We start from the raw sequence: 19,248 nt of genomic DNA on the forward strand, positions 1-19,248 counted from the left end.
CGCCGCGCGTGTGACGAGGGTCGATTAACCCGCGGCGGGTGATTTGTCGTCGTCTTCCCGCGGCTTCGCTCGCGCGACGCGGCAAATATTAACCCCGTTTTGACTGATCTCGATCAATTTGGGTGGATGGGAGAGACAGTCCGCACCGCGCGCCCATCGGGGTCGCCATCCGGCATCATCTGGCTGGTCGCGGCATCGCTCTATTTCCTGTGCGCCGCCTCGACCATCCACCTCACCAGCGACGGCCGCACGATCGCGACGGTATGGCCCGCCAATGCCGTCCTCGTCGCGCTCTTGCTGCTCGATCGACGCCCGCGCTGGTGGACGGTGCTCAGCGCCGGCCTCGTGGGCAATGTCGCCGCCAACTGGCTGACGCGGGGCAGCATTGCCGGACCGCTGCTCTATGCGGTCTCGAACGGACTGGAGGTGGTGGTTGCCACGATCCTCATCCGCCGCGGTTCGGGGTCGATCGACCTGCTCCGCTCCACCGGCGCGCTGCTGCGCTTCATCCTTGCCGCCGGCCTGATCGCGCCTGCGCTCAGCGGCGCGGCGGGCGCCGCCACCGCGACCCTCGTCTACGACCAGGCGTTCGTCTCCTCGTTCAAGACGTGGTTCCTCAGCGACGGCCTCGGCCTGCTCGTCTTCACGCCGGTGTTCATGGCCATCCTCGGCGGCCAGCTGACCGACTGTATCCGCAGCAAGTCGCCGATGCAGCGGCTGGAATCGCTCGCCTATCTCGGGCTGGTCGTCGCCACCGCCTATCTCGTCTTCTACGTAGCGGTGCTGCCTGCGCTGTTCCTGCTGTACGCGCCGGTCATGCTCGTCACCTTCCGCGTCGGGCCGCTCGGCACCAAGATGGCGGTCATGGCCATTGCCGTGATCGGCGCGTGCGCCACCGCGTCGGGCCATGGTCCGGTCGTGATGACGACCGGCGACCCGGTGCTCCAGGCGCATCTGTTCCAGTCCTTCCTCGCCATCATGCTGATCACCTGCCTGCCCGTCGCGGCGGAGATTGCTGCGCGCACCCGCCTGTCGCGCAAGCTTGAGGAACAGGCCGCCGAAGCGCATGCCGAGGCGATCACCGACACGCTCACCGGGCTGCTCAACCGCCGCGGCTTCGAACGCCGCGCCGGCGCGCTGCTCGATCGCGCCGCTTCGCCCTTGTGCTGCGTCGCGATCGACATCGATCACTTCAAGGGCATCAACGATTCCTGGGGCCATCCCTTCGGCGATCACGTGCTGCGCCACCTCGCCGCGACGCTGCGCGCCAACACCCGTCCCGATGATCTGATCGGCCGGCTGGGTGGCGACGAGTTCGTGATGATCCTGCAGGTCGGCGATCACGACACGGGCGAAGCGATCTGCACGCGCATCCAGGCCGCATTGCGCCAGCAGCCGATCGCCGCCGACGCCGCGACGCACGTCCTGCTCAGCATCAGCTGCGGCATCGCCAGCATCACGCCCCCCGATCGCCTGCGCGACGTCATCGCCCGCGCCGACGATGCGCTGTACCGGGCGAAGGCAGGCGGGCGGAACGGCTTCCGCTCGGCGGGGTGAGCGGGGCGGGCCTGCCGACGCCAACCATCCGCTTTGGATGAAACGATCGGGAACAGGCCCGCAACATCGGATGCGTCGCAGCCGATCCGGATCAATCGTCATGCCACGATCGCCGCTGCCCCCCGCACAGTCCGGCAATGCGGAACAGACCCCTCAATCACCTCTATTATGGCGATAATCTGGACGTGCTGCGCGACCATATCGCCGATGCCAGCGTCGATCTGATCTATCTCGACCCGCCCTACAATTCGAACGCCAACTACAACATCCTGTTCAAGTCGCCGACCGGCGCCGGCGCGGATGCCCAGATCGAGGCGTTCGAAGACACGTGGCACTGGAACGACACGGCGGAGGATGCCTTCGACCAGGTCTGCAAGAGCGGCAACACGCGCGCGTTCGAACTGCTGCGGGCGATGCGCGCGTTCCTCGGCGAAAACGACATGATGGCCTATCTCGCCATGATGGCGATCCGCCTGGTCGAATTGCATCGTAAGCTCAAGCCGACCGGCAGCCTGTTCCTCCACTGCGATCCGACCGCCAGCCATTATCTCAAGCTGCTGCTCGACGCGGTGTTCGGCGCTCAGCGCTACCGCAACGAAATCGTCTGGTGCTACACCGGGCCGGGGTCGCCCGGCATGCGGCAGTTCATGCGCAAGCACGACACGATCTTCTGGTTCAACAAGGGCGACACCTGGACCTTCAACGCCGACGCCGTCCGCGTCGAACACAGCGCCAAGACGCGCGAAAACTATAAACCCGGCCTCGTCGGATCGGGCTTCGTCGGCGCCGATCACCTGATCCACGCCAAGGGCAAGGTGCCAGAGGATTATTGGAACTTCGCCATCGCACCGCGCGGCAAGGAATATCTCGGCTACCCCACGCAAAAGCCGATCAAATTGCTCGAACGCATCGTCGCCGCCTCGTCCAACGAAGGCGACGTCGTGCTCGACCCCTTCTGCGGCTGCGGCACCGCGGTCCATGCCGCGCAAAAGCTCGGCCGGCACTGGATCGGCATCGACGTCACCCACCTCGCCATCTCGCTGATCGAACGGCGCATGCAGGCCGCCTTCCCGGATGCCAGCTTCACGGTAGAGGGCACGCCCAAGGACCTCGCCTCCGCCACCGATCTCGCCAGGCGCGACAAATATCAGTTTCAATGGTGGGCAGTGTCGATGGTCGATGCCGTACCCTATGGCGGCAAGAAGAAGGGCGCGGACGGCGGCGTCGATGGCCTGCTCTATTTCAAGCCGGACGGCAAACGCACCGAAAAGGCGATCGTCTCGGTCAAGGGCGGCGACCATGTCGGTGTCGGCATGATCCGCGACCTGCATTCGGCGATGGTGCGCGAAAACGCGCCGATCGGCGTCTTCGTCACGCTCGCTACGCCGACCGGACCGATGCTGAAGGCGGCGGCGGCGGTCGGCCGGTTCGAGGACGGATTCAAGCGCACCTATCCGCGACTTCAGATCCTGACGGTCGCCGATCTGTTCGCCGGACGAAAGCCCGATCTGCCCTATCCCGATCCCAACCTCGCCTTCCGCAAGGCAGCCCGCGAAGACACAGGCCGGCAGGACCGGCTGCTCTGATCCGATCTTTCCCCTGTCCTACATGCGCCGAATATGCATCATCCCCGGAACGTTCTTTGACACGTCCGGCCCCACCCCCTGCGTTCCCTGCGCATGAGGGGGTCTCCGACACATGACGTACCGTCCACTTCGTCCACTTCCGAGGGGTGCGGCGGCTTGCGAATCGCGCCCGCCACCCCCATCTTGCATCCTGCAAGGCTTTGCGACCCGCCGCCCCCTGTTGGACCGGCGCCGCCCGTCCGCCTTGCTTCCCTTTTTCGGCGACTTGCGCTAAGGGCGCGCCCGAACACGCGAACAGAGGTTGATTTTTGGCCAAGGAAGAACTGCTCGAGATGCGCGGCCGCGTGGTGGAATTGCTCCCCAACGCGATGTTCCGCGTACAGCTCGAAAACGACCACGAAATTCTCGGCCATACCGCCGGCAAGATGCGCAAGAACCGCATTCGCGTGCTGGTCGGTGACGAGGTGCTGGTCGAACTGACCCCCTACGACCTGACCAAGGGGCGGATCACCTACCGCTTCATGCCCGGCCGCGGCGGCCCCGGCCCGCAATAAGCGGCGGCGGCACCCGCGTGCCGCCCGACCTTATGCCACTGGTTCTCGCCTCTTCCTCGCCGCGCCGGCGCGATCTGCTGGCGCGTCTCGGCGTCGTGCCCGATCGCATCGCCGCGCCCGCGATCGACGAAACCCCGCGCCCCCGCGAACTGCCCCGCGTCTATGCGCAGCGCCTCGCCGTCGAAAAGGCGCTGGCGGTGGAGCGCGCACCGGACGAGACGGTCATCGCCGGGGACACCACGATCGCGCTCGGCCGCGCGATCCTGCCGCCCGCCGAGACCGAGGCGATCCAGCGCGACCTGCTGCTCCGCCTCTCCGGCCGCCGCCACCACGCGCTGTCGGCGATCTGCGTGATCGGCCCCGACGGCACGCAGCGCACGCGCCTGTCCGACACGATCGTCGCCTTCCGCCCGCTCTCCCCCGCCGAAATCGATACCTATATCGCGTGCGGCGAAGGCCTTGGAAAAGCCGGCGGTTACGCCATTCAGGGCCGCGCCGAAGCCTTCGTCCGCTTCCTCCACGGCAGCCATTCGGGCGTCATCGGCCTGCCGCTCACCGAAACCCGCGCCCTCCTCCGCGCCGCCGGGCTCCCCCTTGCCTGAATGGGTCTATGAAGCCGGCATCGGCGAAGCCCGCGCCGCACTGATCGACGGCGACCGCATCGTCGAAGCCGCGATCGAACTGCCGAATACGCTCCGCCTCGGCACCGTCGCCAGGGCCCAGCTGGTCGAGCTGACCGCCGGCGGCATGGGCCGCCTGTCGATCGCCAGCGAGGACGCGGTCCTCCCCCGCATCCCCAAAGGGCTGACCAAGGGCGCGCCCCTCACCGTCGAGATCGTCCGCGAAGCCATCCCCGAACCCGGCCGCCCCAAGCCGCCCCGCGCCATGGCGACCGACGCTACGCCCGCCGACGGCCCGGATCTGCTCGCCCGCCTCCACGCCACCGGCCTCCCCGTCCGCACCCTCCGCCCCCACGAACCCGACGCGCTGGAAGCGGCCGGCTGGTCCGAACTGCTCGAAGAGGCGATGGACGGCGCGATCGCCTTCCCTCTCGGCGCGCTGCGCCTGTCGCCCACCCCGGCGATGACGCTGTTCGACGTCGACGGCCCGCCCCCGCTCGAACCGCTCGCCGTCGCCGCCGCGAAAGCGGTCGCCGCAGCGATCCGCCGTCACGGTATCGGCGGCTCGATCGGCATCGATTTTCCGACGCTGGAGGGCAAGGCCGCGCGACAGGCGGTCGCCGAAGCGCTCGACGCCGCGCTGGTGCCGCCGTTCGAACGCACCGCGGTCAACGGTTTCGGTTTCCTGCAGATCGTCCGTCCCCGCCCCCGCGCCTCGCTGCCCGAACTGCTCCGCACCGATCCGGTCGGCGCCGCGACGCGGGCGCTGCTGCGCCGGCTGGAGCGCGAGCCCCCCGGCAGTCCGCTGCATCACCGCTTGCCCGCCCCCGTCCACGCCCGCCTCGTCAGCCGCCCCGACTGGCTGGCCGAGCTTGCACGCCGCACCGGCGTCACCCATCTGTTCGACAGCCTATGACCGCCACGACCTGCCCGATCTGCGACAAAGCCGTCGATCCGCTCCACACGCCCTTCTGCTCGCGCGGCTGCCGCGATCGCGACCTGCTGCAATGGCTGGGCGAAGGATATCGCATCCCGGTGCAAAATGATGCGCATGAGGGGCTGGACAGCACCGGCGGGGACCATTAGAGGCGCCACTTCCGAACGCGAAGCCTTCGCGTGACGGCCCTGCCCGGGTAGCTCAGTTGGTAGAGCATGCGACTGAAAATCGCAGTGTCGGCGGTTCGAATCCGTCCCCGGGCACCACTTCCCACATCGATGATCACACCGCCGGCAGTGGCCCCGTGCCGTTGAACAGCCCCGCCTGATAATCACGGATCGCCTGGCCGATCTCGTCGCGCGTGTTCATCACAAACGGCCCATGCGCCACCACCGGCTCGCCGATCGGATCGGCATGGCCGTACAGCAGCACGGCATCGTCACTCGCGGTCAGCTCCACCGAATCACCGTCGTCGCGCAACGTCGCGAGATGCCAGTGCGGCACGCTCCGCCCGCCGATCGCCACGGTGCCGGCGACGACATACAGGAACACCGACCGCCCCTTTGGCGCCGGCAGCGTCACCACCGCACCGCTATGCAGCCGCACGGTCGACAGCATCACGCCGGTCAGCGACCGGATCGGTCCCTCCACGTCGCCGAACCGCCCCGACACCAATGCGACGCTGCCCGCGTCGTCCGGCAGCGGCACCACCGGAATCGCATCCGCCTGCAAGCCGGTATAGGCCGGCGCGGTCATCTTCAGCCGGCCGGGCAGGTTCACCCACAATTGCAGGATCTCCATCGGCCCGCCGTCGCGCTTGAACGCGGGCGGCGAGATTTCGGCATGGATCAGCCCCGCCCCCGCCGTCATCCACTGCACGCCGCCTGTTTCGATGATGCTGGCATGGCCGCCGGTGTCGTGATGCGCCAGACTGCCGTCGAGGATGAACGTCACCGTCTCGAACCCGCGATGCGGATGCGGGCCGAACGGCAGGCCTTTGTTGCCTGGGGCGTAGGTCTGCGGACCATGATGGTTGAGGAACAGGAACGGATCGACCTGCTCCAGCCCCGGACCCGGCACCGGCCGCCGCGTGACGAGATCGCCGATATCGTCGCGATGGGCGGGGTGGATGGCGGCAAGCGTGCGGGCGGTCATGCAAATGGCTCCTTCCCGCCCAAGATGGCGGCAACGCCGCGCAGCGACAACGCCCGCAGCGGGAACGCTGCGTTTCGTACGACCATCATTAGGGACAGTGGGGAGCTTCTGTTGCCCGGTGCTCCCCGTACCGCTGGAATCCCCTTCTGTTGCCCGGTGGGGTCCAACCGCGCTATTTTGGAGTAACCTTAGGCCGTGAGGCCCTCAGTTACGCCGCAATCGCGAGTGCTTCGTTATCGTTGGCACTTGTGTAATGGGCCGTTGCGGTGGTCCCATTCCGAGCGAAAGACAGCGCTTTTCAACACACGTCGATCCTAGTTCGGCCCCGTCATCGACGCTGTGCCGATCGCCTGCACACATGAAGCGTGCCGCCGAGCGGCTCAGCGTCGGTGGTGGAGCCGCCGGGTACTGCCCCCGGGTCCGCTGCGCCTATTTAACGCCACCGTTTATCGCCATAGCCGGCTGGAAGCCGGCCCGGTCGATATAGGGGCAGCGTCACGTCCCTGCAATCCACGCCTTTCGTTAGCCACAATATCCGGCCATAGCGGCGCCATCATGTTGACCCAGCGTTCCCGTTACGCGTTGCGCGCGATGCTGTTTCTTGCCGAAGCACCCGCCGCCAGCCCGCCGATCCCGATGGGCAAGATCGCCGTCGCCGCCAACGTGCCGCGCAAGTTCCTGGAACTGATCCTGGCCGATCTGCGCGATGCCGGCTTCATCCAGAGCACGCGCGGCAAGATGGGCGGCTACGTCCTCGCGCGGCCCGCGCACCTCATTTCGCTGGGCGACGTGATCCGCGTGATCGAAGGGCCGCTCGCGCTCGTCCCCTGCGTCAGCCGCACCGCCTACCGTCCGTGCAAGGACTGCAAGAGCGAGGCCGATTGCGCGATCCGCCACGCGATGATGCGCGTCCGCGACGAAACCGCCCGCATCCTCGACGGCACCAGCCTAGCCGACGCCACCGCCGACCAACTCGTCGCGGCGTAAGGCAGCCGTTACCCCATTTACGTCATCCCGGACTTGATCCGGGATTCCGCTTCTCCTTCGCGCCGTAAGCGGGACCCCGGATCAAGTCCGGGGTGACGATAGTGGCAAGGCCCAACCCCCACCCCACCACCAACCAACCCGTCGCGGCATGCCCCCATTCCTCCCCCGCCAGGGGGAGGTGGCAGCGAAGCTGACGGAGGGGGAGGTCAACGACTCCCGTCGCGCTCGCGGAGACGCCCCCTCCACCATTCGCTGCGCGAACGGTCCCCCTCCCCCGCCAAAGCGAGGGAGGATCCATCACACCCGCGGCCGCGCCTCTTGGCCCGTCACGGTGCAAGCACACCGCCGTCCCCGTCATCCCGGCCTCGAGCCGGGATCCCGCTTCTTCGTCGCGCCGAAAGCGGGACCCCGGATCACGTCCGGAGTGACGATGGTGGCAAGGCCCAACCCCGACCCCACCACCGACCAGCGCGTCGCGACATGCCCCCATTCCTCCCCCGCCAGGGGGAGGTGGCAGCGAAGCTGACGGAGGGGGAGGTCAACGGCTCCCGTCGCGCCCGCGGCGACACCCCCTCCACCATTCGCTGCGCGAACGCCTCCCCCGCTAAAGCGAGGGAGGATCTATTACACCCGCGGCCGCGCCTTCAGCTCGTCGCGAATCTCACGCAGCAGCGCGACATCGGCCGGCTCGGGCGCCGGGGCGGCGGGCGCCTCGGGCTTGGCGATCACGCGGTTGACGCTGCGCACCAGCAGGAAAATGATGAAGGCGAGGATCAGGAAGTTTGCCGCCTGCGTCACGAACTCGCCATAGCCCAGCAGCGGCACGCCCGCCTTCTTCAGCGCGGCATAATCCGTCGGCGATCCGGTATAGGTCGCGGGGATTGCGCCCAACCGAATGAAATAGCTCGAAAAATCCAAGCCGCCGAAGATCTTGCCCACCACCGGCATGATGATGTCTTCGGTCAGCGACGTCACGATCTTGCCGAATGCCGCGCCGATGATGACCGCCACGGCGAGGTCCAGCACGTTGCCTCGCGCGATGAAGGTCTTGAATTCCTTGAACATGTTCACGTCCTCCCCGTTGTTCAGGCGTCGGGCGAAAGGGTAGGCTGCGATTACCCCTTCGCCAAGCCCGCACGCTGTCCTATATGGATAGGACAGATACGCTCTCAGGAGGATGTTCATGTCGTCGCTTCGTCCCGTTGCCGCCTTCGCGCTGGCTGCCACCGCGAGCCTGTCGCTCGCCGGATGCGGGATCAATTCCGTGCCGACGGCCGAGGAAAACGCCAAGGCGCGCTGGGCCGACGTCCAGAACCAGTATCAGCGCCGCGCCGACCTGATCCCCAACCTCGTCGCGACGGTGAAGGCCGCGGGCGCGCAGGAAAAGGACATTCTGGTGCAGGTGACGCAGGCGCGCGCCGGTGCCAACCAGGTGAAGCTGTCGGGTGACCAGCTGACCGATCCGGCCAAGATGCAGGCGTTCGAACGCGCGCAGGGCGCCGTCACGCTGTCGCTCCAGCGCTTGCAGGAGGCGTACCCCGAGCTGAAGAGCCAGAGCAACTACACCACGCTGATGAGCCAGCTGGAAGGCACCGAGAACCGCATCACCATCGCGCGCACCGACTATAACAATGCGGTGCAGGCGTATAACACCAAGATCCGCACCTTCCCCGACGCGGTCGGCGCGAAGATCTTCTACGGCGCCAAGCCGCTCACCCCCTTCGCCGCGACGACGCCGGGGGCGGATCAGGCCCCGACCGTCAACTTCGGGAATGCGAGCTGACGGCGATGGCGCTCGTGACGCGGGCGGCGATCGTGTGGCGGGCGGCCTTGCTGCTGCTCGCCGCGAGCCTGATGCTCGCGCCCGCGACCGCGCAGACCTTCCCCAAGTTCACCGGCCTCGTCGTCGACGCCGCCAACGTGCTGCCGCCGGAGACGAAGGCCGCACTGACGCAGAAGCTGGAGGCGTTGCAGAAGGACACCAAGCGCCAGCTGGTCGTCGCGACGATCCCCGATCTGCAGGGCGATACGATCGAGGATTACGGCTACAAGCTCGGCCGCAGCTGGGGCGTTGGCCTGCGCGACGTCAACAACGGCGCGATCCTCATCGTCGCGCCCAACCAGCGCAAGGTCCGCATCGAAGTCGGCCGCGGGCTGGAGCCGTTCATCACCGACGCTTTGTCCAGCGTCATCATCAATCAGGACGTCATTCCCCGCTTCAAGGCGGGCGACATGCCGGGTGGCATCACCGCCGGCGTCGACGCGCTCGACAAGCAGCTGCGTGCCTCGCCGGAAGAACAGCAGGCGCGGCTCGATGCGGCGGCGAAGCAGTTCGACCAGATCCACCAGCGCTCCGCCGAACGCCGCAGCGGCGGTGGCGGCGTGCCGTTCGGCCTGATCATCTGGGCGGTCATCCTGTTGTTCGTCCTCGTGCCCCTGATCATCGGTCGCCGGCGCAGCGCCGGGCCGTGGGGTCGCCGCTATGACGATGGCGGCGGCAGCGCGCTGCCCATCGTGCTGTGGGGCATCGCCAATGAGATCGGCCGCTCCTCCGGCGATCGTGGCGGCGGCTGGGGCGGCGGCGGATCGTCGGGCGGCAGCGACGGCAGCTGGGGTGGAGGCGGCTTCACCGGCGGCGGCGGCGGCGATTTCGGGGGCGGCGGCGCCTCGGGGGATTGGTGACATGCGCCTGACCCCAGCCGATGCCGCTCGCGTCGCCGAAGCCGTGGCAGAGGCCGAACGCACCACTTCGGGCGAGATCGTCACGATCGTCGCGCATCGATCCGACAAATATCATGACGTCGCGCTGCATTGGGCGGTGCTGGCGATGCTACTCGTCCTCGCGCTGCTCGCGCTCTGGCCGGGGATCGCGGTGACACTCCACGGTCTCGTCGCCGACCCTTGGGACGGCGCGCCCGCGCCCGGCGGATTGTTCACCGTCGCGCTGGTATTGCTCGCCGCGACCTTCCTGATCGTCCGCGTCGCGCTTGCCTGGATGCCGCTCCGCCTCGCGTTGACGCCCAAGCGCACCGCCGCCCGCCGTGTCCGCGCCCGCGCGCTGATGCTGTTCCGCGCCAGCGCCGAAGCGCGCACCCGCGACGCGACCGGCGTGCTGCTGTACCTCTCGCTCGACGAACATCGCGCCGAGCTGATCGCCGATGCCGCGATCCATTCCCGCGTCGCGCCCGAAGTCTGGGGCGCCGCCATGGCCGCGCTCATCACCGCGACGCGCGACGGCCGCCCCGGCGACGGCATGGCAGAGGCGATCCGCCAGATCGGCATCGTCCTCACCGAACACTTCCCGCCGCGCGCCGACGACACCAACGAACTGCCGGACCGCCTGATTCAGCTATGACGACCGAGACGATGTGGCAGGGCAAATACCTGTCGGTCCGCAAGGCGGGCACCTGGGAATATGCCGAGCGCAACGGCGGCATCGGCGCCGCGGTGATCGTCGCGATCGATGCCGACGTTCAGTTGCTGCTCCTCGAGCAATATCGCGTGCCTTTGGGCCGAACCTGCCTCGAACTCCCCGCCGGCCTGGTCGGCGACGAAAGCGCGGGCGAAAGCATCGCCTCGGCCGCCCGCCGCGAGCTGGAGGAGGAAACCGGCTATCACGCCCAATTCGTCGAGGAGCGCGGCGAATATTTCTCCTCGCCCGGCATGACGTCGGAAAGCTTCACGCTCGTGCTGGCGACCGGTCTCACCCGCACCGGCGACGGCGGCGGCGACGCCGACGAGAACATCACCGTCCACCGCGTGCCACTATCGGGCGTCGAAGGCTTCGTGGCAGAGAAACGCCGCGCCGGCGTGGCGATCGACGCCAAGATGCTGCTGCTACTCGGCAGCGGCATCGTTGCGGAGATGATGGGGCGCTGAGAGCCCTTCCCCGTTCGCCCTGAGCCTGTCGAAGGGCGGCTATCCGCAAGCACACCGCTTGTGGCGCGCGCCCTTCGACAGGCTCAGGGCGAACGGGAAAGAAACGCCCGCAAGCGCTCGCATCGATCCTCCCAGCCTCCGCTGGGGCGACGCACGATGGGGGACCGGCACACGCCCACACCCCCAATCGTCATTCCCGCGAAGGCGGGAATCCAGAAACGCTACCGCCCCGGCTCAAGCCGCAACGTCATAGGTTATGGATTCCCGCCTCCGCGGGAATGACGGCGTCGGTAAGAGCCCCGCCCTTACCGGAAATTATCCGCGTACGCCTGCAGCTTCAGCTTGCGCTCCGGCGCCGGGATCAGCTCGTAATCGAAGCCCTGCGCCTCGCAATAGGCGATCGCCGCCTCGGCTGACGGAAAGCTCAGCCGCACCTGTTCGCGCGTATCGCCGCTGCCCGCCCAGCCGGTCAGCGGATCGGGCTGCTTCGGCTCGGCCGGTTCGAACTCGAGGGCCCAGGTGTGCGTGCGGGCCTTGCCCGATTGCATGGCGTTCTTGGGGCGCTGGAAGATGCGGGCGGTAGGCATAGACGCTCCTTTAGCGCGTCCCGCCGCCCCGTGCATCCGCCTTTTTCGTCCGCAGCGTCGCGGTCGCCGCGGCGGGATCGTCGGGCCAGGGATGTTTGGGATAGCGCCCGCGCATCTCCTTCGCGACCGCGCTCCAGCTGCCCGCCCAGAAGCCCGGCAGATCGCGCGTCGTCTGGATCGGCCGCCCGGCGGGCGAGGTCAGGCTGAGCACCAGCGGCACGCGCCCCGACCCGATACAGGGATGCTCGCCCAGCCCGAACAGCGCCTGCACGCGCAGCTCCACCTTCGGCCCGCCCTCCGCCGCATAGTCGATCGCGTGCGTGCTCCCTGCGGGGCTGGTGAAGTCGGCAGGCGCCAGCCGATCGATCTGCCGCATCGCATCCCAACCGATCAGCGTCCGCACCGCGTCGGTCAGCGCCCCCGCCGGAATCGCGTCGAGCCGCCGCCGCCCCACGAGCAACGCCGGCAGCCATTCGTCGAGCCGCTCGACCAGCATGTCTTCCAGCGGCACGCCCGCATAGTCCGCCCGCGCCCGCAGCGCCGCCGCCCCCGCGCTCCACGGCAGCAGCGCCAGCCCATGCGTCCGCACGCCCTCCAGCAAGGCCGCGGCGATCGCGTCCGGCTCCGCCCCCGCATCCGGCCCCGACGACAGCCGCAGCGCGCCCAGCCGCCGCTCGCGCAGCGTCACCACGCCGCCGCTCACCGCATCGAACGTCACCGTCCGCCGCGTCTCGATCCGGTCGGCGAACAGGCGCTCGATCGTCGCCAGCGCGATCGGCGCCGCCGCTAGGATGCGCGCGCCGGATGCCGCCCCCTGCGTCTCCGCCACCGCCAGCCACGCATGCCGCGCCAGCGGCAGCGTCGGATCGAGCCGGAAGCCGCGCCCGCCCGCCGACGCCCATAATTCGCCGCTCGCATCCCGCGCCTTCGCGATCCGATCGGGGAAGGCGAGCGCGATCGCCACCTCCACGCCCGCGCCGTCGATGCGCAGCGGCTCGCCCACCGGCTTGCCCGCCAGCGCCGTCCACCGCTCCGCCAGCCGTCGCGCCGCGGTCGCCTTCGTCCCCCGGTCGCTCCGCCAGCGCCGCAGCCGCACGTCGAGGTCGGGGTCGTTGCCGCCCAGCCCGCGCTCGGACAATAGCACCGCCACCTCGGCGGCGAGCGCGCCCTGCCCCATCGCCCCCGCGCGCAGCAGCATATGCGCCAGACGCGGCGGCATCGGCATCGCCGCGACGCGCCGCCCGTGCGCGGTCGGCCGCCCGTCGCCATCGACCGCGTCGATCGCCGCCAGCCGCTCGCGCGCCTCCGCCACCGCCGCGGCGGGCGGCGGATCGAGCCACGCAAGGTCGCGCGGATCGCCGACGCCCCAGATCGCACTCGCCAGCACCAGACCCGACAGATCCGCTTCCACGATCTCCGGCGGGTCGAATCGCGGCAGGCCGCCCGTCGCCGCCTCTTCCCACAGGCGATAGGCGACGCCCGGCCCCTGCCGCGCCGCACGCCCGGCGCGCTGCGTCACCGCCGCCTGGCTCGCGCGTTCGGTCACCAGCCGCGTCATCCCCGCCGCCCGGTCGTAGCGCGGCCGCCGCGCCAGCCCCGAATCGACGACGATGCGGATGCCGTCCAGCGTCAGGCTGGTCTCGGCGATCCCCGTCGCCAGCACCAGCTTGCGCGCGCCATCGGGCTCGGGGCGGATCGCCGCGCGCTGCGCCGCCGGCTCCATGCTGCCATGCAGGTGATGCACGCGGATCGTCTCCGGCAGCCCCTCCAGCCGCTCCGCCGTCCGCTCGATCTCGGCGACGCCAGGCAGAAACGCGAGCACGCCACCCTCCGCCTCGCGAAGCGCCTGCCGGATCGCGCTCGCCATCGCATCCTCGATCCGGCCGTCGCCGCTGCGCCCCAGATAGCGCAGAGCGAGCGGATAGCTGCGCCCCTCGCTCTCGATCACGGGCGCCCCCTGCTCCGTGGCGCCCAGCAGGCGCGAAAAGCGCGCCCCGTCCAGCGTCGCCGACATCGCGACCAGCCGCAGATCGGGCCTCAGCGCGCCCTGCGCCTCCAGCGCCAGCGCCAGACCGAAATCGCCATCCAGGCTGCGCTCATGCACCTCGTCGAACAGCACCGCCGACACACCGGTCAGCTCGGGATCGGCCTGGATACGCGCGACGAAGATCCCCTCCGTCACCACCGTCACCCGCGTCGCTGCGGAGCGCTTGCTGTCCATCCGCGTCGCATAGCCATAGGTGCCGCCCGGGCTTTCCCCCGCCAGCGCCGCCATCCGCTCCGCCGCCGCGCGCGCCGCCAGTCGCCGCGGCGACAGCAGCAGCACCTCGCCCGTACACCAGGCCTCGCCCAGCAGCGCCGGGGCTACCGCGGTCGTCTTGCCCGCCCCCGGCGGCGCGACGAGCACGGCGTTGCTCCCGGTCCGCAACGCGGCGAGCAGGTCGGGCAGGACGGCGAAAATCGGCAGGTCGGTCACGATGCGCGGCTTCTTGCCACGGATCGCCCCGCGACGCGACCGTCACCGCCTGCTATGCTCCCAGCCCGCGCGAACCGACGCGCGCAGGAGACATATGATGGGTCTGTTGGACGGCATCCTTGGCCAGATGGGCGACACTCCGATTCTCACCAACCTCGCCGAAAAGATCGGCCTCTCCCCCGAACAGGTCGCCCAGGCGATCGCCGCGTTAAGTGCCGCGCACGCCGAACCCGGCGATACGGTGGCCGGCGCCGCCGATTCGACCGGCCTGTCCCCCGATGTCCTGCACCAGATCCTCGCCCACCTCGGCGGCGAAGGCGCCCTCGCCAACATCGGCGGCCTGCTCGGCGGCGAAGGCAACGGCGCGCTCGGCAATCTGGGCGGCATGCTCGGCGGCCTCTTCGGCAAATCCTGAGGGGGGCGCCACCCCCCCCCCTCGTCACCCCGGGCTCGACCCGGGGTCCACTCCGCGGCGAGGGGGACGGCTAGAGGCTCCAGCTTCCCCTCGCGGCCCGGTGGACCCGGACCAAGTCCGGGATGACGGAGTGGAGGAGGCACCCTGCCGAAGCCACACCCCGTCACCCCGGGCTCGACCCGGGGTCCCGCTTCTTCCGCGGTCGCTGGAAAAAAAAGCGGGACCCCGGCTCTTCGGCCGGGGTGACGAGGGAAAGGCCCACCACCCAAATCCCCCAAACGATTGGGAGCGCGAGCCACGCCCCAAACACCCCCGTCACCCCGGACTCGTTCCGGGGTCCACTCCGCGGCGAGGGGGACGGCCAGAGGCTCCAGCTTCCCCCCGCGGCCCGGTAGACCCCGGACCAAGTCCGGGGTGACGGAGCGGAGGAGCTACCCCGACTGCCACACACCCCGTCACCCTGGGCTCAACCGGGCGTCCCGCTTCTTCTGCGAGGCGACCCGAATACCGAAACCCCGCGCTCCACCCCACGCGACGAGCACGTCACCATCGATGCGCTAGTATCACGCACCCCCGCAGTGATACGACCACCCCACAACCACCCGGACGAGATCATTGGGCGCCCATCACCACCACGGCCACGCGCACGACCATAGCAAACACAGCCACAGCCACGGCGGCCACGGCCACAGCCACGCCCCCGCGTCGTTCGACCGCGCCTTCGCGATCGGCATCGCGCTCAACATCGCTTATGTCCTGGCCGAGGGTGGCGCCGGCCTGTGGACGGGATCGGTCGCACTGCTCGCCGACGCGGGCCACAATCTGTCCGACGTCCTCGGCCTCGCCGTCGCCTGGGGCGGCGCCGCGCTCGCCCGCAGCGCGCCCAGCAAGCGCTTCACCTATGGCCTCAAAGGCTCGACGATCCTCGCCGCGCTCGCCAATGCGCTGCTGCTGCTCGTCGCGCTGGGGGCGATCGTGCTGGAGGCGGTGCAGCGGATCGGCGACCCGCCGGTGCTCGCCGGCCTCACCGTGTCGACCGTCGCGGGCATCGGCATCGCCGTCAACGCCTTCACCGCCTGGCTGTTCGCGCGCGGGCGCAAGCACGACATCAACGTGCGCGGCGCCTATCTCCACATGCTCAGCGACGCAGTGGTGTCCGCGGGCGTCGTCCTCGCCGGCCTCGCGATCTGGGCGACCGGCCTCGGCTGGATCGATCCGGTCGTCAGCCTCGTCATCGCCGCGCTGATCTTCTGGCAGACCTGGGGCCTGCTGCGCGAGACGGTCGAAATGAGCCTCTCCGCCGTGCCCCGCCACATCGACTATGACGCGGTCACCGCCGCGCTCGCCGCGCTGCCCGGCGTCGCGCGCGTCCACGACCTCCACATCTGGCCGATGTCGACCACCGAGCCGGTGCTCACCGCGCACCTCGTCATGTCCGGGCGCTATCCGGGCGACGCCTTCCTCGTGGACGCGCGCGCGATGCTGCACGACCGCTTCGGCATCGGCCATACGACGCTGCAGGTCGAAACGGGCGGCGATTGCGCGAGCTGTTGAGGGCCGCTCAGCCCCATCCCAATCGTCATCCCCGCGAAGGCGGGGGTCCAGACTGGCTAGCCTGTCGACTCCATCGGAGCGGTAGCGGTTACGGATTCCCGCCTGCGCGGGAAGGACGTGAGAGGGACGGTGTTGGACGACACGCCACGCCAGCCGCTGACCAAGCAACGTAAACTCGCCCTGACAGCACTCTGTCTCAGCCCTGAATAACGCCCATTCCGAAACGATAGCCCAACATCGTTTCGGCCGAGGTGTTCATGGTGTCCATGTTGCGCATCCGGCCCGCCGACGGCAAAGCCGCCGGCCTGACGTCGGACGGGTTCGGCTGGCGCCGACCCGCCGGCCGTGCCGGGCGCTGCTCGCTGTGCTCGCAGCGGCGCGGGCGTGGCCGCGCCTGCGCCCGTCAGTACGCGCGGGCCACCGCGAATTCGACCGCCTCGATCATCGCGTCCTTCGCCTTTCCGTTCGGGAAATGCCCGATCGCATCGATCGCGCGCTGGCCGTAATGCCGCGCGCGCGCCAGCGTGTCGTCGACCGCACGCGTCTTGCGCACCAGGTCGATGGCGTACGCGAAATCCTCGTCCGACGCGCGTCGTCCCTCGACCGCGTCCTTCCAGAATTTGCGGTCGGTCTCGTCGCCGCGCGCATAGGCCAGGATGACGGGCAGCGTCATCTTGCCCTCGCGGAAGTCGTCGCCCGCGTCCTTGCCCATCGTGCCCGCGTCCGACACGTAATCGATCGCATCGTCGACCAGCTGGAATGCGATGCCCAGGTATCGGCCGTACGCATCCAGCGCCAGCTCGTCCGCCTCGCTGCGCTCCGCCACCACCGCCGCGATCCGGCAGGCGGCGGCGAACAGCGCGGCGGTCTTGGCGTTGATGATGTCGAGGTAACGATCCTCGCCCAGGTCGATCCGCCGCGCCGCGGTCAGCTGGTTGACCTCGCCCTCCGCGATGACGGCGCTGGCGTTGGACAGGATTTTCAGCACCTTCAGGCTGCCGTCCTCGACCATCAGTTCGAAGCTGCGGCTGAACAGGAAGTCGCCGACCAGCACGCTCGCCGGATTGCCCCAGATCAAATTCGCCGCCCGCTTGCCGCGCCGCATGTCGGACCCGTCGACGACATCGTCGTGGAGCAGCGTCGCGGTGTGGATGAACTCCACCGATGCCGCCAGCCGGTGGTGGCGCGTGCCGGTGTAGCCGATCAGCCGCGCGCTCGCGAGCGTCAGCATCGGCCGCATGCGCTTGCCGCCGCCCGCGATCAGATGCCCGGCGAGCTCGGGGATCAGCGGGATCTGCGACTGCATGCGATCCAGGATCACCGCATTGACGGCGTTCATGTCGGCCGCGACCAGTTGGAGCATCGGCTCCAGCGACGGTTCGGGACGATCGAGGCGGTGGATGGTGGCGGTCATCTCGCCACGCGCTGTGGCCGCTGGCGCCCCCGAACGCAAGTCTTGCTCGCGCCCGCAACAACGCTCATGGGGGTCGGACTTGACCATCGAAGGGGGCGACCGGTGAGCGACGACGTGCTGCAAGGCTATCGCAAGAGCATCGACAATATCGATGCCGCACTCGTCCATCTGCTCGCCGAGCGGTTCAAGGTGACGCAGGCGGTCGGCCGGCACAAGGCGACCAGCGGCCTGCCCGCCGCCGATCCGGGCCGCGAGGAACGCCAGATCGCCCGCCTGCGCCGCCTCGCCGAAGACGCCGAACTCGATCCCGAATTCAGCGAGAAATTCCTGCGCTTCATCATCGACGAGGTGATCCGCCACCACGAACAGTTGCGCGGCTGACCCGCGCCAACCATCTGATCGACGTGTCCGTCCTCTCGTTCCTTGCCGCTCTGCCGCTCGCGCTCCAGTCCGCCACGCTGCCGGCGGACCCGCATGCGCCGATCATCGGCAATTGGCACAATCCCAAGAACACCGTCGCGGTGCGCACCGGCCGCTGCGGCCCGAACCTGTGCGGCTGGGTCATCCGCGCCTCGGACAAGGCGAAGGCCGACGTCGCGAACAAGGGCTATCCGCCGCTGATCGGCACCGCGCTGCTGCGGGGCTATCGCACCAACGGCAAGGGCCGCTGGGCGGGGCAGATCTACGTCCCCGACATGGGCCGCGCCTTCGGGTCGACCGTCACGATGATCGACGCCGACACGCTGAACGTGAAGGGCTGCCTGATCGGCGGCTTCATCTGCAAATCGCAGATCTGGCGCCGGGAATCATGACCCCGCGCGGCGCGTTCATCGCGGTCGAGGGCGTCGACGGATCGGGCAAGAGCGGCGTCGTCCGCGCGATCGTCGCCGCGTTGCAGGCCGCGGGGCATGACGTCGTCGCCACCCGCGAACCCGGCGGCACCCCGCAGGGCGAGGCCTTGCGTGGGCTATTGCTCGCCGGTGACGACGCGGCGTGGGAACCGCGCGCCGAACTGCTGCTGATGACCGCCGCGCGCGTCCAGCACGCCGCGCACGTCATCCGCCCCGGCGTCGCCGCCGGACGAATCGTCGTCTCGGATCGCTACGCCGGCTCGACGCTCGCCTATCAGGGCGCCGGCCGCGGCATGGACGAGGCGCTGATCCGCGGCCTCCACGCGACGATGCTCGACGATCTGTGGCCCGACCTGACGCTTGTCCTCGACCTCGACCCCGCGATCGGCCTCACCCGCAGCCGCAAGCGCCTGTCCGACGAGGCGCTCGACGAAGGCCGCTTCGAAAGCCTCGCCCTCCCCTTTCACCAGCGCATCCGCGCCTCGTTCCTGGCACAGGCCGCCGCGGCGCCCGACCGGCATGCGATCATCGACGCCGACGACACACCAGAAGCGGTACAAGACACGGCATGGCACACGGTGCGCGACTTTCTGGCACGCGGCGCCGCACGCACCTGACCGGCCTGAAGAGCGTTTCGACCCGCCTCCCCCGACCACTGCCTATTTGATATTGGTTC

21 protein-coding genes, 1 tRNA gene and 1 other RNA gene are annotated in these 19,248 nt (G+C 69.2%); 17 read left to right on the forward strand and 6 right to left on the reverse strand.

What is annotated here, in order from left to right; translation table 11 throughout:
* The first annotated feature begins 126 nt into the window (after window positions 1-126).
* The 7 genes from SPHME3_RS0100710 (at window position 127) to SPHME3_RS0100740 (ending at window position 5,520) form a co-directional block, all read left to right on the forward strand.
* Complete coding sequence (locus SPHME3_RS0100710; protein ID WP_017977809.1) at window positions 127-1,557, forward strand: sensor domain-containing diguanylate cyclase; 1,431 nt, start codon at window positions 127-129, stop codon at window positions 1,555-1,557.
* 137 nt (window positions 1,558-1,694) lie between these two features.
* Window positions 1,695-3,143: a DNA methyltransferase gene (locus tag SPHME3_RS0100715; RefSeq protein WP_018250492.1), complete on the forward strand. Its 1,449-nt coding sequence runs from the start codon at window positions 1,695-1,697 to the stop codon at window positions 3,141-3,143.
* A gap of 308 nt (window positions 3,144-3,451) precedes the next feature.
* Window positions 3,452-3,697, forward strand: a complete 246-nt coding sequence (gene infA, locus SPHME3_RS0100720) for a translation initiation factor IF-1 (RefSeq protein ID WP_017977808.1) — start codon at window positions 3,452-3,454, stop codon at window positions 3,695-3,697.
* Between the two features lie 32 nt (window positions 3,698-3,729).
* Window positions 3,730-4,299: a Maf family protein gene (locus SPHME3_RS0100725; RefSeq protein WP_017977807.1), complete on the forward strand. Its 570-nt coding sequence runs from the start codon at window positions 3,730-3,732 to the stop codon at window positions 4,297-4,299.
* Window positions 4,292-5,233 (forward strand): hypothetical protein, encoded by a 942-nt coding sequence (locus SPHME3_RS0100730; protein ID WP_017977806.1) that lies wholly within the window; start codon window positions 4,292-4,294, stop codon window positions 5,231-5,233. Before SPHME3_RS0100725 ends, SPHME3_RS0100730 begins: the two co-directional genes overlap by 8 nt.
* Window positions 5,230-5,403, forward strand: coding sequence for a DNA gyrase inhibitor YacG (locus tag SPHME3_RS20565; protein WP_017977805.1), 174 nt, complete (start codon window positions 5,230-5,232; stop codon window positions 5,401-5,403). Before SPHME3_RS0100730 ends, SPHME3_RS20565 begins: the two co-directional genes overlap by 4 nt.
* Window positions 5,404-5,444: 41 nt before the next feature.
* Window positions 5,445-5,520: transfer RNA gene (locus SPHME3_RS0100740), tRNA-Phe, on the forward strand.
* A gap of 16 nt (window positions 5,521-5,536) precedes the next feature.
* On the opposite strand, the gene SPHME3_RS0100745 is transcribed toward SPHME3_RS0100740, so the two are convergent.
* Window positions 5,537-6,409, reverse strand: a complete 873-nt coding sequence (locus SPHME3_RS0100745) for a pirin family protein (RefSeq protein WP_017977804.1) — start codon at window positions 6,407-6,409, stop codon at window positions 5,537-5,539.
* 134 nt (window positions 6,410-6,543) lie between these two features.
* Window positions 6,544-6,922, reverse strand: a transfer-messenger RNA (tmRNA) gene (gene ssrA, locus SPHME3_RS20570).
* Between the two features lie 42 nt (window positions 6,923-6,964).
* Between ssrA and SPHME3_RS0100750 the strand changes: the two genes are divergently transcribed.
* Window positions 6,965-7,396 (forward strand): RrF2 family transcriptional regulator, encoded by a 432-nt coding sequence (locus SPHME3_RS0100750; protein ID WP_024310459.1) that lies wholly within the window; start codon window positions 6,965-6,967, stop codon window positions 7,394-7,396.
* Window positions 7,397-8,020: 624 nt separating this feature from the next.
* Here SPHME3_RS0100750 and mscL read toward each other — a convergent pair.
* Window positions 8,021-8,461, reverse strand: coding sequence for a large conductance mechanosensitive channel protein MscL (gene mscL, locus SPHME3_RS0100755; RefSeq protein ID WP_017977802.1), 441 nt, complete (start codon window positions 8,459-8,461; stop codon window positions 8,021-8,023).
* Window positions 8,462-8,573: 112 nt separating this feature from the next.
* On the opposite strand from mscL, the gene SPHME3_RS0100760 reads away from it, so the two are divergent.
* The 4 genes from SPHME3_RS0100760 to SPHME3_RS0100775 are packed head-to-tail and all read left to right on the forward strand — an operon-like array spanning window position 8,574 to window position 11,275.
* Complete coding sequence (locus SPHME3_RS0100760; RefSeq protein ID WP_017977801.1) at window positions 8,574-9,179, forward strand: LemA family protein; 606 nt, start codon at window positions 8,574-8,576, stop codon at window positions 9,177-9,179.
* Between the two features lie 5 nt (window positions 9,180-9,184).
* On the forward strand, window positions 9,185-10,078 hold the full coding sequence (locus tag SPHME3_RS0100765; protein WP_018250493.1) for a TPM domain-containing protein: 894 nt from the start codon (window positions 9,185-9,187) through the stop codon (window positions 10,076-10,078).
* A gap of 1 nt (window position 10,079) precedes the next feature.
* On the forward strand, window positions 10,080-10,751 hold the full coding sequence (locus SPHME3_RS0100770) for a TPM domain-containing protein (RefSeq protein ID WP_017977799.1): 672 nt from the start codon (window positions 10,080-10,082) through the stop codon (window positions 10,749-10,751).
* Complete coding sequence (locus SPHME3_RS0100775; protein WP_018250494.1) at window positions 10,748-11,275, forward strand: NUDIX hydrolase; 528 nt, start codon at window positions 10,748-10,750, stop codon at window positions 11,273-11,275. The genes SPHME3_RS0100770 and SPHME3_RS0100775 overlap by 4 nt, the downstream gene beginning before the upstream one ends.
* 305 nt (window positions 11,276-11,580) lie before the next feature.
* On the opposite strand, the gene SPHME3_RS0100780 is transcribed toward SPHME3_RS0100775, so the two are convergent.
* Together SPHME3_RS0100780 and hrpB are read right to left on the reverse strand one after the other, a co-directional pair.
* The gene (locus tag SPHME3_RS0100780; protein WP_017977797.1) at window positions 11,581-11,862 is read right to left on the reverse strand and encodes an ETC complex I subunit; all 282 of its coding nucleotides are present in this window, start codon (window positions 11,860-11,862) and stop codon (window positions 11,581-11,583) included.
* Between the two features lie 10 nt (window positions 11,863-11,872).
* A complete protein-coding gene (gene hrpB, locus SPHME3_RS0100785) occupies window positions 11,873-14,338 on the reverse strand; it encodes an ATP-dependent helicase HrpB (protein WP_017977796.1) in 2,466 nt (821 codons plus the stop codon).
* Window positions 14,339-14,432: 94 nt separating this feature from the next.
* Between hrpB and SPHME3_RS0100790 the strand changes: the two genes are divergently transcribed.
* Complete coding sequence (locus SPHME3_RS0100790) at window positions 14,433-14,753, forward strand: hypothetical protein (RefSeq protein ID WP_018250495.1); 321 nt, start codon at window positions 14,433-14,435, stop codon at window positions 14,751-14,753.
* A 615-nt stretch (window positions 14,754-15,368) separates the two neighbouring features.
* Window positions 15,369-16,307 (forward strand): cation diffusion facilitator family transporter, encoded by a 939-nt coding sequence (locus SPHME3_RS0100795; protein WP_017977794.1) that lies wholly within the window; start codon window positions 15,369-15,371, stop codon window positions 16,305-16,307.
* Between the two features lie 403 nt (window positions 16,308-16,710).
* Here SPHME3_RS0100795 and SPHME3_RS0100805 read toward each other — a convergent pair whose 3' ends face one another.
* Window positions 16,711-17,721: a polyprenyl synthetase family protein gene (locus tag SPHME3_RS0100805; protein WP_017977793.1), complete on the reverse strand. Its 1,011-nt coding sequence runs from the start codon at window positions 17,719-17,721 to the stop codon at window positions 16,711-16,713.
* Window positions 17,722-17,787: 66 nt separating this feature from the next.
* Between SPHME3_RS0100805 and SPHME3_RS0100810 the strand changes: the two genes are divergently transcribed.
* The 3 genes from SPHME3_RS0100810 to tmk are packed head-to-tail and all read left to right on the forward strand — an operon-like array spanning window position 17,788 to window position 19,189.
* On the forward strand, window positions 17,788-18,102 hold the full coding sequence (locus tag SPHME3_RS0100810; protein ID WP_043060426.1) for a chorismate mutase: 315 nt from the start codon (window positions 17,788-17,790) through the stop codon (window positions 18,100-18,102).
* Window positions 18,103-18,125: 23 nt separating this feature from the next.
* On the forward strand, window positions 18,126-18,533 hold the full coding sequence (locus SPHME3_RS0100815) for a DUF2147 domain-containing protein (RefSeq protein ID WP_017977791.1): 408 nt from the start codon (window positions 18,126-18,128) through the stop codon (window positions 18,531-18,533).
* Window positions 18,530-19,189 carry a dTMP kinase gene (tmk, locus tag SPHME3_RS0100820; RefSeq protein WP_017977790.1) on the forward strand — a complete coding sequence of 220 codons (660 nt, stop codon included), beginning with the start codon at window positions 18,530-18,532 and terminating at the stop codon, window positions 19,187-19,189. The genes SPHME3_RS0100815 and tmk overlap by 4 nt, the downstream gene beginning before the upstream one ends.
* Window positions 19,190-19,248 lie beyond the last annotated feature (59 nt).

This window comes from Sphingomonas melonis DAPP-PG 224 (genome assembly GCF_000379045.1).
Classification (GTDB): domain Bacteria; phylum Pseudomonadota; class Alphaproteobacteria; order Sphingomonadales; family Sphingomonadaceae; genus Sphingomonas; species Sphingomonas aquatilis.

Bases quoted from the DNA above. Each gene is read 5' to 3' on its own strand.
- SPHME3_RS0100710 (WP_017977809.1), top strand. From the start codon at position 127: ATGGGAGAGACAGTCCGCACCGCGCGCCCATCGGGGTCGCCATCCGGC.
- SPHME3_RS0100715 (WP_018250492.1), top strand. From the start codon at position 1,695: ATGCGGAACAGACCCCTCAATCACCTCTATTATGGCGATAATCTGGAC.
- SPHME3_RS0100725 (WP_017977807.1), top strand. From the start codon at position 3,730: ATGCCACTGGTTCTCGCCTCTTCCTCGCCGCGCCGGCGCGATCTGCTG.
- SPHME3_RS20565 (WP_017977805.1), top strand. From the start codon at position 5,230: ATGACCGCCACGACCTGCCCGATCTGCGACAAAGCCGTCGATCCGCTC.
- SPHME3_RS0100745 (WP_017977804.1), bottom strand. From the start codon at position 6,409: ATGACCGCCCGCACGCTTGCCGCCATCCACCCCGCCCATCGCGACGAT.
- SPHME3_RS0100750 (WP_024310459.1), top strand. From the start codon at position 6,965: ATGTTGACCCAGCGTTCCCGTTACGCGTTGCGCGCGATGCTGTTTCTT.
- mscL (WP_017977802.1), bottom strand. From the start codon at position 8,461: ATGTTCAAGGAATTCAAGACCTTCATCGCGCGAGGCAACGTGCTGGAC.
- SPHME3_RS0100760 (WP_017977801.1), top strand. From the start codon at position 8,574: ATGTTCATGTCGTCGCTTCGTCCCGTTGCCGCCTTCGCGCTGGCTGCC.
- SPHME3_RS0100765 (WP_018250493.1), top strand. From the start codon at position 9,185: ATGGCGCTCGTGACGCGGGCGGCGATCGTGTGGCGGGCGGCCTTGCTG.
- SPHME3_RS0100770 (WP_017977799.1), top strand. From the start codon at position 10,080: ATGCGCCTGACCCCAGCCGATGCCGCTCGCGTCGCCGAAGCCGTGGCA.
- SPHME3_RS0100775 (WP_018250494.1), top strand. From the start codon at position 10,748: ATGACGACCGAGACGATGTGGCAGGGCAAATACCTGTCGGTCCGCAAG.
- SPHME3_RS0100780 (WP_017977797.1), bottom strand. From the start codon at position 11,862: ATGCCTACCGCCCGCATCTTCCAGCGCCCCAAGAACGCCATGCAATCG.
- SPHME3_RS0100790 (WP_018250495.1), top strand. From the start codon at position 14,433: ATGATGGGTCTGTTGGACGGCATCCTTGGCCAGATGGGCGACACTCCG.
- SPHME3_RS0100805 (WP_017977793.1), bottom strand. From the start codon at position 17,721: ATGACCGCCACCATCCACCGCCTCGATCGTCCCGAACCGTCGCTGGAG.
- SPHME3_RS0100810 (WP_043060426.1), top strand. From the start codon at position 17,788: ATGGGGGTCGGACTTGACCATCGAAGGGGGCGACCGGTGAGCGACGAC.
- tmk (WP_017977790.1), top strand. From the start codon at position 18,530: ATGACCCCGCGCGGCGCGTTCATCGCGGTCGAGGGCGTCGACGGATCG.